Source organism: Nostoc punctiforme PCC 73102 (assembly GCF_000020025.1).
GTDB lineage: Bacteria > Cyanobacteriota > Cyanobacteriia > Cyanobacteriales > Nostocaceae > Nostoc > Nostoc punctiforme.
Genome location: NC_010628.1, coordinates 3,925,456 through 3,939,924, shown reverse-complemented (window position 1 = coordinate 3,939,924; position 14,469 = coordinate 3,925,456). Strand labels below are relative to the sequence as shown.

The following is a 14,469-nucleotide window of genomic DNA, read 5'->3' as shown; positions in this document are numbered from 1 at the left end:
GAGAAAAGAACTAAGGACAAATGACTAATGACTAAATTCAATCAGGGAAGCTAATTCTTCATCAATCATTGATTCGACCTGTTCTTCTGAGAGTTGTTTGATTTGTGTCACCGTCATAGATTGACTGGGATTAACTAATGTTGGTTTGGTTTCAGGCGGCATATTTTGGTTATCTAGGGTATTGACAAAATAACTTGCTAATGTATCGATGTTGGGATAATTAAATGTCAGTGTTGAAGGCAACGATTTACCTAAACTTTTTTGTAGGCGATTCCGAAATTCCACTGACGTGAGTGAATCCATGCCCATCGTTGCAAATCCTTGTAGGGGGTCGATGGTTTGGGATGAGATCAAGCCTAAGATGCTGGTAAGTTCATCGCTAATGTGAGCAACTAACAGAGATTTCCATTCGTTAACAGGTGTTGCTTGTAGGCGTTGTTGTAGTTCGGATGGCTGGTTTTCTTGCTGTTGTCCATCCGAAAACAATTCCCGAAAGTAAGCAGGTTGTTGCCCTGTAGGAAAGCGTTGTAAAAACTGCGTCCAGTTGATGGGGAGTACAGTCACCTGACAAACTCTCTGTTGCAGGAAATGTTTGAGTAACTGCAAGGCTTGGTTTGGTGGAATCAAATCAATACCCTCTGCCGCTAACCTTTGACCGAATGATGCTGCCATCCCGACCTCTGCCCACGGCCCCCAGTTGATACTGGTAGCGCCTAATCCTTGTTTTTGGCGGTAATGTGCTAAAGCATCTAAAAAGGCATTGGCAGCAGCATAGTTGCTTTGACCGGGCGCACCGAGTATGCAGGCTGTTGATGAAAACAGTACGAAGAAATCTAGGGGTTGATCCAGTGTCAAAGTGTGCAGATTCCACGCACCTTGGATTTTAGGAGCCATCACCTTAGCAAACCGTTCCCAGTTTTGTTGTAGCAGCATCCCATCATCTAGAACACCTGCTGCATGGATAATGCCGCGCAATGGGGGATGGTTTGTTAGCAGTGCCGTCAGTGCTGGCTGCAACTGTTCGGCTTGGGCAATATCTGCCTGTACTACTGTTATTTGCGTACCTGTTTGTTCTAACTCTCGAATTGTTGCTTGAGCGCTTTCACTTGGAGAACTTCGACCGAGTAATACTAAATATCTTGCACCCTGTTCCACACACCAACGGGCAATTTGCAAACCCAAAGCACCTAGTCCGCCAGCAATTAAGTATGTTACCTCTGGGGTGAATTTGAGGGATTTGGCGGCTACTGGTGAAATTTGACTACGCACCAAACGCGCAGTATGCCACTGTTGATGTCGCCAAGCAATGCGATCGCCTAAAATCATGGTTGGCAGTTTTGCCAGTAATAAAGCCGCAGTATCAGCTGGTGAACTGCTGGGGTCGAGATCCATCAAACCTCCCCAGATTTCGGGGTATTCCATCGCGATCGCTCCACCCAAACCCCATAATGGTGCAGCAGCGATCGCAATTTCCCCAGAATGTTCTCCAATTACCTGCGTCCCTTCTGTTACCAACCACAACCGCGCCGATATCGACTCCTGGCGACTGGCTAGTGCTTGGATGAGATGCAATACAGCAGAAACATGGTTTTGAATATTTGTCAACATTAAATCTGCCTCTTTAGTATTATCCAAACTCCACAGATGTAAAATCTGCAATGGTAACTGAGTTGGGATACCGTCTAGCAGTTGCTCAAAGTGAGTGCAATCGCCTGAGAAAACTAAAGTATAAGTATGACCCTGTTCTGCTAACAGTTGCGCCAAGTTATCAGCAACGCCTGTGCGATCGCTTAAAATCAACCAATGGGCAGGTGCGATCGCAAGTGTTTTATCTGATGAGGTTTGGGGTTGCCATTGCACCTCATAAAGCCAATCTTGTAGTTCTGCTGAGAGAGAGGATTGGGAAGAGGGCGATGGCACTGTCGTCGCAGTAGGTAGCCAATAACGTTGGCGCTGCCAAGGATAATTCGGCAAAATTACCTTATTACGAGCATAATCGCTCTCAAACCCTCGCCAATCAATCTCCACCCCAGCCACATACAACTGCGCCACTGAATCTAACAACTGCTGCCAATCTCCCCGGCTTTTTCGCAGTGAAGCCAGCCATAACCCCTTTTCCTCCAAAACTTCTGGACACTCACGCCGTGCCATCCCCAACAGTGTCGGATGCGACCCCACCTCGACAAACACCTCATATCCTGCTTGATACAATGCCAGCATACTAGCAGCAAATTGCACACTCGCTCGGATATGTTCTACCCAATACGCCGCATTTGACATTTCCTGTTGTCTGACAATCTTGCCTGTGACATTCGAGACAATATCTAATTTCGGCTGTTGATATTTTACTGTTGCTGTCACTTGCTCAAACTTCGCCAACATCGGCTGCATCAAGGGCGAGTGGAAGGCATGAGATACTTGCAATTTTCTAGTTTCAATGCCTTGGCTTTCTAGTTTTTGCAGTACCGAATTGAGTATCTCTAATTCTCCAGATAAGACAATACTTTGTTCGCCATTAATCGCTGCAATACTCAATTGTTGCAGATAGTCAGCAATTAAAGGTCTAACTTGTTCTACAGTAGCGAATACTGCTGCCATCCCTCCACCTTGGGGTAAGGCTTGCATCAAAGAAGCACGTTGGACAATTAATTTCAGTGCGTCTTCTAAACAAAAAATACCAGCAATACAAGCAGCGACATATTCACCGACGCTGTGTCCTACAACTGCTGTGGGACGGATATCCCAGGATAGCCACAGTTGGGCAAGTCCGTATTCTATGACGAATAACGCAACTTGGGTATATGCGGTATGGTTGAGGCGATCGCTTTCTGAGTTGTCACTGAAGATAACCGATAAAATTGACTCACCTAGTAGAGGTTGCAGTAGGGTGTCACATTGGTCAAGGGTTTGGCGGAAACTTGGTTGAGTTTCATACAATTGCCGACCCATATTGCGGTATTGTGAACCTTGTCCAGTGAAGAGGAAAGCAATTTTTTTGGTTTGCTGGCTGCTATGTCCGTGATGGATACTGAAATCATCGGTATCATTCAGGTAGGCTTGCAACTGTTGTTGCATTTGTTGATAGTCGGCGGCAATGATGGCGAGGCGATGTGAGAAATGAGTTCTGCCGACTTGAGAAGTAAAGGTGATGTTACCAAGGGCTATATCTGGATGAGATGAAAGGTACTTGATGTAGTTTTGAGCGAGTTGCTGTAGGGCTTGAGGATGTTTGGCTGACAGAGTTAATAGATGTAAAGGACGCTCTCTAATTTCTTCTCCCCTGTTCCCCTGTTCCCCTGCTCCCCCTGCCTCCTCCAAAGGTGCTGCTTCTATCACCAGATGAGCATTTGTACCACTCAAGCCAAAAGAACTCACTCCAGCAATTCGAGTATTGTTCTCAGAATGCCACGGTTTAGGTGTGGTAGGAATAGCTAGTGGTAGTTCTTGCCAAGGAATATGGGGGTTAGGTTGCTTGAGGTGAAGATGAGGTGGAATTTTCTGGTGTTGTAGCGATAATATTACCTTGATTACACCTGCAACTCCGGCAGCTGCTTCCAAGTGACCAATGTTGGTTTTGACAGAACCAACAACCAAAGGCTGCTCAAAAGAGCGTTGTTCGCACAGAACAGAGGCTAAAGCGTTAATTTCAATGGGATCGCCCAAGGAGGTACCAGTACCATGCGCCTCTATGTAACTCACTTGCTGTGGTGCAACCCTACTGTTAGCTAGAGCCTGACGCAGTAGTTTTTGTTGTGCGGGGCCGCTAGGTACTGTTAGTCCACCACTAGGGCCGTCGTGATTGACTGCTGAACCTTTAATCAATGCGAGGATAGAGTCACCAGCCGCCACAGCATCCGACAAACGTTTAAGTACCAATACTCCACAACCTTCACCTCTTGTATAGCCATCAGCTGAGGCATCAAAGGACTTGCAGCGTCCATCGGGTGCAACTGCTCGCATTTTGGAGAGAAAAATATTTGTGTCTGGTGACAATATCAGGTTAACTCCGCCTGCTAGAGCTTGGTCGCATTCCCCAGAACGCAGACTTTGGCAGGCTAAATGTAACGATACTAGAGATGATGAACAAGCGGTATCTACAACTAAGCTCGGCCCTTGTAAACCCAGAATATAAGAAAGGCGACCGGAAATAAAACTAAAACTGTTGCCTGTACCAAAGTAAGTGTCAATACTATTAGAGTTACCAGCATAGAGGCGTGAGTAATCGTTGTTCATTACCCCAATAAATACGCCTGTTTGAGTTTGCGAAAGCTGTTCGATACACTGTCCGGCATTTTCTAGAGCTTCCCAACTTACCTCTAGTAGTAAGCGTTGTTGTGGGTCTGTACTAACAGCTTCTCTGGGAGAGATTTCAAAGAAGTTGGCATCAAATAAATCGATATCTTTTAAAAAACCACCATAGCGAATGTAGGATTTTCCCTCAGCATCGGGATTTGGACTGTAGTAAGCTTCCGTATCCCAACGTTCTTGGGGAATTTCCTGAATGGTATCTACACCATGTTGGAGAATTTGCCAAAAAGCATCTGGGTTATCGGCTCCCCCAGGAAAGCGACACGCCATACCAATCACAGCGATGGGTTCTGTTTTAGCACGCTCGATCGCCTCCAACTTACCACGCATTTCTTTTAATGCCAGCAATGCGCGTTGTAGTTGATTGATGTTGTTTTGTTTTGTGTCGATTTTATTCATGCTATGAACCTTGTCGCTAAATATCTTGTTGATTGGGATTAGATTTTTTTCATTAATTCGTCAATGCTGGCTAATTCTGCCGCTAGCGATCGCTCTAGTTCTGTTTGCGAAAGCTGTTGAATATCGCTGATTTCGGTGTCAGGGTGATCGCTTTTTGGCGGTGGAGATGCCGTTTTCACATCCAAAACATCATTAGTAAGATATTTAGTTAAGGTTTCTAAGGTGGGATAATCAAATAACAAGGTGGTTGGCAGCGAACACTCTAGACTTGATTGCAAACGATTTCTCAACTCGATTGCCATGAGTGAATCTAACCCCACTTCAAATAAACGCTGACGCAGTTGCAGTTCCTCAGATGAATTGAACCGTAAGATTTTTGCTACTTCGTCACGGATGTAATTAAATAAAATTTGCTGAATATCTGCGGTGTGAGCCTCCTGGAGTTGTCGTAAAATATATGGTTTCGCTGCTAATACTGGCTGTGCAGTCTCTTGGGTTTGCCTTGAATCAACAAACTCACTCAGCAAAGGCGGCACTTTTTGGGTGTAGTAATGGGCGATAAATTTTGACCAGCGCACTGGTAAAACCGCAACTTGTCTAGCATTGGCTTGATGCGTCAATGCTGCCAAGATTTGTAATCCTTGTTGGGGTAAAATTTTCTCTACTCCCACTGGAGAACCTGTAGAGGTTGCAGCCATTCCCACTTCCGCCCACGCCCCCCAGTTGATACTTAATCCCGCCAGCCCTTGAAAGCGACGATAATCGGCTAACCCATCAAGAAAGGCGTTTGCTGCTGCGTAGTTTGCTTGTCCTGTGGTTCCCAACACAGAAGCAACGGAGGAGAACAAGACAAATAATTCCAAAGGTTTATCTTGAGTCAGGATATGCAGATTCCAAGCACCCTGTAATTTCGGAGCCATTACCCTAGTAAATCGCTCCCAGTTTTGTTGGAGTAAAATCCCATCGTCTAGAATTCCGGCTGCATGGATAACACCTCGTAAGGGAAACTGAGGTTCAATGCCCTCAAGTATTTTTTGTATTTGTTCAAGTTGTGTAATATCTGCTTGGGTGACTGTAACTTGCACGCCAGCGTTTTCCCAGGAGGCGATCGCACTTTTCGCTTTATCAGATGGTGATCGCCTACCCACTAATACTAAGTGTTGCACACCTCGCTCAACCAACCAATTCGCCACTGTTAACCCCAGTCCTCCTAGTCCGCCTGTAATCAGGTAAGTCCCAAGGGAAGGGTTAAAGGAAGCAGAGAAATCTATGGTGTTGGGAACGCGTTGCAAACGGGAGACGTAGCGCTGATTTCCCCGTAAGGCGACTTGTTCGCCCAATTCTGGATGGGAAAATTCTGCCCACAACTGAGTTGCAGCTTCTACAGTTGAACTTTGGGGATCTAAATCAATTAGCCCTGCAAAAACTTCGCTATATTCTGTTGCTATAACTCGCCCCAATCCCCAGAGAGGTGTTTGAGACAGGGCGATTTCAGATTGTAGATTAATTGACTGGCTACCCCTAGAAATCAACCACAGCCTAGCTAGTGGGAAATTTATCCGAGCTAAGGCTTGAGTTAAATGTAAAACACTACCACAGATACGCATTTGTGTAGAATCTAGCAAATCTCCAGTAGCCAAACTCCACAAATGTACAATGTGGAGAGCTATTCCTGGTTGAATTGAGACTTCTTGAAGCAGTCGGTCGAAATGCTGGGGTTCAGCTGGATTAATGTAAATTTTACCTTGTTCTAAAGATTGGTAAGTATAACTAGGGATGACTGCCACACAGGATTCACCTTTAGCTTGAAACAATTTTGCCAATTCTGTACCTACAGCATCTTCATCAATTAGAAGTATCCAATATTGCTGTTGTGCTACTAAAGATGATTGCGTAATTGTTCGTCCTTGGAGTTGCCAAGTGATTTGATAAAGCCAGTCTTGGAGATTTGGTTGCTTGAGTAATGCTTGCTGTGGCGATCGCTTTAAACAGAGTTCCGAGAATTGAGCGATCGCTTGTCCAGATTCATCTAATAATTGTACATCTCCTACTATCATCTCTGGATTATTGCTTTGCAGGCGGGCGTGACACCATAATGGCTGACTCAAGTCCAGATTTTGCCAAAGATGAAAGCCACCTAAACTAATCGGTACATAAACATCAGCGTCTCGAATCTCTGCTGGTAAAGTACCTCCTAACAGCCGCAAACAAGAATCTATCAGCCCCGGATGTAATGGATATAACTTAGTCTCTGTTTCACAACCTGGTGGTACTTGCATCTGACAAATAGCTTCCCCATCTCGTCGCCAGAAATCACCAATCCATTGAAAAGTTACACCCAAATCTAGCCCAGTATCTCCGACATCCTGATAAAATACCTGCAAACCAGTGGATTTTTCAGGACAACGCGCTTGTATTTCTGTCCAAGAGCAAGTTTCTCTCGTAGTATACAAGGTAGATAACTCACCAGTTGCATGGAGACACCACTGCTCATTACCCTCTAAGCTGAATAGTTCAAAACTATAATCCTGATTCTTGCCCAGTTGCAAAATCAATTGCACTTTGATACTGCCATCTTCAGGTATAATTAAAGGCTCTCGAAACGTAATCTGTTGAAGAGACACTGCATTAGTTCCGAAAATCTGCCTACCTGCTAGGGTCAACATAGCAATATAAGATGCTCCCGGTGCAACTATCGACCCGTAGATACGATGATCGGCTAGAAAGGGTAAATTATCTGTGTGGAATTCGCTCTCAAATACTAAACTCTTGAACAGTGGAGAATGTAGGCGTTGACCTAACAGGGGATGCAATTGTGAGTGTACTACTAGTTTTTTGGTAGTGGTTTCAAACCAATAGCGTTGATGCTGCCAAGGATAGTTGGGTAATATTACTTTATTTCGTGTATAGCCGTTCTCGAATCCGAGCCAATCAATTTCTACTCCTTGGAGATATAACTGGCTCAAACTTTCTAAAATTTGTTGCCAATCTTCCTTGCCTTTGCGTAGCGAAGCTAGCCATAAACCTTGATTATCCAACTCTTCTGGATAATCTCGTTGTGCCATACCGATTAAAGTGGGATGAGAACCGACTTCTAAAAATACTTTGTAGCCTGCGGAATAAAGTGCTGACATCCCTTGAGCAAAATAGACACTGGCTTGGATATGCTCTACCCAATAACTAGCATTAGACATCTCTGCATTATTTGTCAACTTCCCACTAACATTAGAAACGATTTCCAGTTGTGGGGAATGATAGGCAATTTGCTGGGCAACTTGCTCAAACTCTGCCAACATTGATGCCATTAACGGCGAGTGGAAGGCGTGAGATACTTGCAAAATTCGCGTTTCGATGCTTTGACTTTCTAGTTTTTGCAAAACTGCTGTTAATGCCTGCATCTCGCCTGAGATAACTAAACTTTGTTCTCCGTTATACGCAGCAATACTGAGTTGTTGAGGATAGGATGCAATCAAGGGTTCTACAACTTCTGCGCTGGCGAAAACCGCAGCCATACCTCCTGTTTGCGGTAATGCCTGCATCAGGCGGGCGCGGTGGGCAATCAATTTCAATCCGTCCTCAAGGGAGAAAATACCAGCCACACAAGCAGCCACATATTCTCCGACACTGTGGCCAAGCACCGCAGAGGGACGGATACCCCAAGAAATCCACAGTTGCGCCAAGGCGTATTCTAAGACAAATAAAGCTGGTTGAGTGTAGGCAGTTTGGTCGAGGAGTGGATTTTCTGTGGTGTCAGCAAAGATGACTGATAGGATGGATTTGTTGAGGAAAAGTTGGAGAATGCGATCGCATTCATCTAATATCCGACGAAAACCAGGTTGGGTTTCATACAGTTGTCTTCCCATCCCTACATACTGCGACCCTTGCCCAGTAAATAAAAAGGCGCATCTGGTGAAATTTCCACTATCTACTTGATAGTCATACTCTGCTTCCTCCAGCTTTGCTTGCATCTCGGCATGAGATGAGGCAATAACAGCCAAACGATGAGAAAAATGAGAACGTCCGACTTGGGCAGTGTAGGTAATATTAGCCAAAGAAATATCGCCATGCTTGCCCAAATAGTCGATGTATTGTTCAGCTAATTGTCGCAAGGAATTGGAATGTTTAGCAGAAAGGCAGAGTAAGTGTAAAGGACGCTCAATTGTAATTTCTGCTCCCCTGTTCCCCTGCTCTCCTGCTCCCCCCAAAGGTGCTTCCTGCACAATCACATGAGCATTAGTACCACTCATCCCAAAAGAACTCACCCCACCAATCCGCGCCGAGTCCTTAACTACCCAAGATTGCCCAGATGTAGGGACACTCAATGGCAATTGCTCCCAAGCAATCATCGGATTAGGTTGTTGCAAGTGCAAGTGTGGCGGAATTTCTTGATGCTGTAGAGCCAAAACAACCTTCATCAAACCCGCTACCCCAGCCGCTGCTTCCAAATGACCAATGTTAGTTTTAACGGAACTAATTACTAGTGGCTGTTCAAAAGAACGTCCTGCACAGAGTACAGATGCTAATGCACCAACCTCAATCGGATCTCCCAAGGATGTGCCAGTCCCATGAGCTTCGATATAACTCACCTGCTGGGCTTCTACATTGGCGTTAGCTAATGCTTGATGTAACAATTCTTGTTGCGCTGTTGTACTGGGGACGGTAAAACCACTGCTACGTCCATCATGATTCACTGCTGAACCCCGAATTACAGCCAAGATTGGGTCATTATCAGCTAAAGCTTCAGAGAGTCGTTTCAATACAACTACACCACATCCCTCTCCTCGAACAAAGCCATTAGCTGAAGCATCAAAGGTTTTACAGCGTCCATCGGCAGCTACAGCCTTGGATTTTGATAAGAAAATATTCGTCTCCGGCAGAAGTATCAAGTTTACGCCACCCGCTAATGCTAAATTGCACTCTCCACGTCGCAGGCTTTGAACTGCTAAATGAATGCTAACCAGCGAGGACGAGCAAGCAGTATCCACTACCAAGCTAGGCCCGCGCAGCCCCAAGCTATGAGATATCCTCCCTGCCGCTGCACTACCAATACCGCCTGTACCGTAATAAGCATCAATTTTTTCTGGGTCTTTGTGCTGAATTTGCAGTTGCATATACTCGTTGGAAATCAGACCAATGAACACACCTGTCTGACTTCCTACAAGATTCTGTGGTGCAATAGCCGCATTTTCTAAAGCTTCCCAACTTACTTCTAACAGTATGCGTTGTTGTGGGTCGAGGCTGATGGCTTCACGGGGACTGATACCGAAAAACTGCGCGTCAAATTGGTCAATGTCTGCAATAAATCCTCCGTGACGGGTGTACATTTTACCTGGTGTTTCTGGCTCTGAGTCAAAGTAATTATCCAAGTTCCAGCGTTGCGAGGGAATTTCTGTAATAGCATCGATACCTTTTTGGAGGATTTGCCAGAACTGTTCGGGATTATTTGCACCTCCAGGAAAGCGACAACCCATCGCAATAATGGCAATATCTTCAGTAGAGATGCGATTAATCGCGTCTTTACAAGATTGGGGGAGATTTTCATGGTTAGTAGAGGGAGAATCTAAATTTAGGACTTCCCTACCCAAATATTCTGTGAGCGTGGTAATTGTGGGATAATCAAATGCCAAGGTAGCGGCTAGGGAATAAGAATGTCCTAGTTGCGTTTGAATGTGGTTTTTTAACTCAATTGCCATTAGAGATTTCATCCCCAAGGTAGCAAATCCCTCGTTTGGGTCGAGTTTCTCTGTCGGTTCCAGTCCCAGAACAGTTGCTGCCTCAGTTTGCACGTAGGCTTGCAGTTTTTCCCAACGCTGACTAGCTGACATCTCCTCTAAATTCAAGTTTTCCCACAGTGGAAATGCCAAATTTCGCGTCCCTACAAAATTTATCTCCGGTCTTTGCGTTCTTGCGTCTATCCAATGGCGCTTTCTTTGGAAAGGGTAAGTTGGTAGTTCTAGGCGTTGGTGTTGGTAATTGTGGTCAAATCCTGCCCAGTTAACATTTGCTCCCTGTACATACAAGGCACTCAGTGTTGATAATACCTGCTGCCAATCCTCAAATCCTTCTTTCAGAGAAGATAACCAAATTTCCTCACTTTGGGGTCGATATCGCTTACCTGCTTCCGCTAAGGTCGAACTCGGCCCTAATTCCAGGAACAGGTTACAACCTTGAGCAATTAGGGTATCAACTGCCGTTGAAAATTGTAATGTATCTCGGAGATGATTACGCCAATGTTGGGGTGCGATCGCCTCCACTAATTTTCCAGTCACACTAGAAACCCAATTTATCTGCGGTGGGTTGTAGGTGAATGTGGCAGCAAGTTCCTCCATTGCATCCAATATTGGCTCGACGGCTGGAGAGTGAAAGGCTTGATTTATCTTCAGCTTGAGAAAAGCTATGCCCTCACTTTTCAACTGTTGGAGAATTTGCTGCACAGCTTGACTTTTACCAGCAATCAAGATTTCTTCTTGGCCGTGGATGGCAGCGATACCAACCTGATGCTGATATGGCAAGAGTACTGTTATTACTTTGTCTATTGAGGTATATACCCAAGCCATAGCCCCAGTTTGCGGTAACTGCTGCATCAGTTGCCCCCGCTTTGCTACTAAAATTAAGGCATCTTCCAAGCTGAGAACGCCCGCAACACAAGCAGCGACATATTCACCTAAGCTGTAGCCCATAACACAATACGGCTTGATTCCCCAGGAACGCCACATTTCTGCTAAGGCGAACTCTAGGCCAAACAAAGCAGGTTGGGTGTAAGCGGTTTCGTGTAGTAATAGTTTGCTACCAGATTCAGGATAAAGTATTGATAATAACGACTTATTTAAATGAGGGGTGAGTAGGCGATCGCAACGTTCCAGTACCTCACGAAATACAGGTTGTGTATCGTAGAGTTCACGACCCATATCAATGTATTGTGTTCCTTGTCCTGTAAACAAGAATCCAACTTTAATAGAGTTCTGTTGACCATAAAACCATTCTCCCGCCTCTTGTTCACTGGCGAAGGCTGATAATTCTTGTTGCAAGCTTTCAAATGTATCCACCAGTATAGCCAAGCGGTGTTTCAAAGCTGCTCTACCTATATTTGCTGAGTAGCAAATATCTGGCAAATAAATATTGACAGATTTAGCAATATGTGTATTATAAAGATTAGCTAATTCTCGTAATGCCTTTTCACTGTTAGCTGATAGCGTCAACAAATGTAACGGACGCTCAATTGTATTTTCTCCTCCTCTGCTCCTCTGCTCCTCTGTCCCCCTGCTCCCCTGCTCCTCTGCTCTCTCCAATGGTGGTTCTTCTAAAACAAGATGGGCATTAGTTCCCCCCAAACCAAAGGAATTAATTCCAGCCAAACGAGGTGTATTGTTCAATTCCCAAGGACTTGCTGTGGTGGGAATGATAAAGGGAAAATCATCGCCAATATCTGGATTTAGGGTTTGAAAATGAAGGTGTGGTGGAATTTCTTGGTGTTGGAAACACAGTAAAACTTTAATTAAAGCAGCAATTCCCGCAGCCGGTTCTAAATGTCCAATGTTGGTTTTGACGGAACTGAGAAAACACGGTAGAGTATCCCCCTCTGGCCGCAAGACTGCTTTAAGGGCGCTGGCTTCCGTCACATCAGCCAAGGGTGTGCCGACTCCGTGGGCTTCAATATAGCTAATTTGTTGTGGTTCAACTCCAGCATTTGCCAACGCCTGACTGATAACTGACTGCTGTGCTAGTTGATTGGGTGCAGTCAAGTTTTTCCCAAAGCCATTTTGATTAACGGCTGAACCCCGGATAATCCCTAAAATCCGGTCTTTGTCCCTAATGGCATCTTCTAGACGCTTGAGCAAAACTAAACCGCAACCTTCACCCCGCACGTAACCATCAGCCGCCGCATCAAAACTTTTGCAACAATTATCTGATGTCATCATCCAAGCTTGGGATAATCCGATGTTAGCTTTGGGTGACAAAATCAGGTTAACAGCCCCTACCAAAGCTTGGTCAATTTCTCTTGTTCGCAAACTTTGGCAGGCAAGATGGATGGCAACCAGGGATGAAGAACAGCCAGTGTCTAATGCCAGACTCGGCCCTTGCCAACCAAAGAAGTAAGACAGGCGATTCACTGTTGTACAGAGGGCATTGCCTGTCACAAAATAAGCATTTAGTTGAGTCAAATCCTCAAAGCAAACATTGGCATAATCGTTGCTACCAATGCCTATGTATACTCCTGTTTGACTTCCTGAAACTTGTTGCGGATTTAAACCAGCATTTTCTAAAGTCTCCCAAGCTACCTCTAGTAACAAACGCTGCTGCGGGTCTGTACTTGCGGCTTCACCGGGAGAAATGCCGAAGAATTTAGCATCAAACTGGTCTACATTTTGCAGAAACCCTCCCCAACGGCTATTCATCGTTCCAGGGGTCGCCAAATCTGGGTCGTAGAGGTCATCCATTGACCAACGATTGGCGGGAACTTGTGTAATAGCATTCATCCCATCCCGCAACATTTGCCAGAAAGCAGCAGGATTTTTTGCCCCAGGAAATCGGCATCCCATACCAATAACAGCGATCGCTTCCTTGTTGTATTGTTGTTTAGTGTTCTTCATAACAGGGGGAACCGGGGATTGGGGACTGGGGACTAGTATTTTGACTTAGCACTCTTTCTTGTACAGACGCGATTAATCGCGTCTTAGCACTTTTCACCCTTGCTGTATTTTGATTTCAGCAAGTAAGTCTACAAGTTCTTGAATGTTCTTAACACTGCCGAGTTTGGTTCTAGGAACTTTCACTTTTAACTCTCTCATCGAAGCTGAGGCAATCTCTACTGCATCTAAACTGGTAGCACCCAAATCGCGCATTGACTTTGTTGGATCGATGTTTGCATTTTCTAAACCTTCAATGTTCAAGCGCATGTGTTTGGTAACTACATTCAGGACTTGTTGCTCAACTGTTTGTTGCACCATGATTTTTCTCCTAATCTCCAAAAAGAATAATTAAACGCTGATAAAATCTACTGTTATTATTAGGAAATATACATATCTTTGACAATAGATTGAGTATCTGGATGATTAAAACATACAGTATGCATTAGATGTTCGCGAGACATAGCCTCTTGTAAAGCACGTTGGCGGGGAAGTGCCAAAGTATCCTTGACCATTTCCAATACGTGCTTGGGTTTTTCGGCAATGTTGCGGGCGATATCCATCGCTACTTCTATGACTTGTTGTTTGGGGACGACATCATTAAATAGTCCTCTTCCCTGTAGTTCTCTACCTTTGTAAAGTTTGGCAGTGAGGATCATTTCATGGGCGAATAATGGACCGACTAATGATGGAAGTAAAGATGTTGTTCCCATGCCAGGGGTAAATCCTAATCCAGCAAAATTCACGCCATAACGACTTTCTTGTGCGGCTATAATTACATCGCAACATAAGGCAATTAATAATCCGCCTCCTACGGCATGTCCTTCCATTGCTGCGATTACGGGAACGGGAAACCGTAATAGTTCTGTTGGTAGTAAGAGGTCTTTAACTTCTGTGTCACCACGCAGCAATTTTTGCAGTACATCTAAGCTAGCACCACCACAAAAAATCTTAGGAAGACCTGTTATTAACAATACCTTTAAATGAGGATTTTTAGCGCATTCTGCTATTTTTTTTAAAAAAATATCAACTAACTCATCTGTGAGTTGATTATCGTTTTGTAGATCATTTAAATTGATTTGATAAATCCCATCTTCTAAACATGAAAGAGTTACAATTTCGGACATAATACTAA

The 14,469-nt window shown here is 44.7% G+C and carries 4 protein-coding genes; all 4 read right to left on the bottom strand.

All coding sequences use genetic code 11. From position 1 onward, the window contains the following. Positions 1-24: 24 nt before the first annotated feature. Positions 25-4,707, bottom strand: a complete 4,683-nt coding sequence (locus tag NPUN_RS16045) for a type I polyketide synthase (RefSeq protein WP_012409609.1) — start codon at positions 4,705-4,707, stop codon at positions 25-27. A gap of 38 nt (positions 4,708-4,745) precedes the next feature. Beyond that, positions 4,746-13,298 carry a type I polyketide synthase gene (locus tag NPUN_RS37685; protein WP_052304621.1) on the bottom strand — a complete coding sequence of 2,851 codons (8,553 nt, stop codon included), beginning with the start codon at positions 13,296-13,298 and terminating at the stop codon, positions 4,746-4,748. Between the two features lie 93 nt (positions 13,299-13,391). Next, positions 13,392-13,655: a phosphopantetheine-binding protein gene (locus NPUN_RS16030; RefSeq protein WP_012409607.1), complete on the bottom strand. Its 264-nt coding sequence runs from the start codon at positions 13,653-13,655 to the stop codon at positions 13,392-13,394. A gap of 59 nt (positions 13,656-13,714) precedes the next feature. Beyond that, on the bottom strand, positions 13,715-14,461 hold the full coding sequence (locus tag NPUN_RS16025; protein ID WP_012409606.1) for a polyketide synthase: 747 nt from the start codon (positions 14,459-14,461) through the stop codon (positions 13,715-13,717). Between the last annotated feature and the right edge of the window lie 8 nt (positions 14,462-14,469).

Excerpts from the sequence above, each read along its gene's own strand:
- NPUN_RS16045 (WP_012409609.1), bottom strand. The coding sequence starts at position 4,707 with ATGAATAAAATCGACACAAAACAAAACAACATCAATCAACTACAACGC.
- NPUN_RS37685 (WP_052304621.1), bottom strand. The coding sequence starts at position 13,298 with ATGAAGAACACTAAACAACAATACAACAAGGAAGCGATCGCTGTTATT.
- NPUN_RS16030 (WP_012409607.1), bottom strand. The coding sequence starts at position 13,655 with ATGGTGCAACAAACAGTTGAGCAACAAGTCCTGAATGTAGTTACCAAA.
- NPUN_RS16025 (WP_012409606.1), bottom strand. The coding sequence starts at position 14,461 with ATGTCCGAAATTGTAACTCTTTCATGTTTAGAAGATGGGATTTATCAA.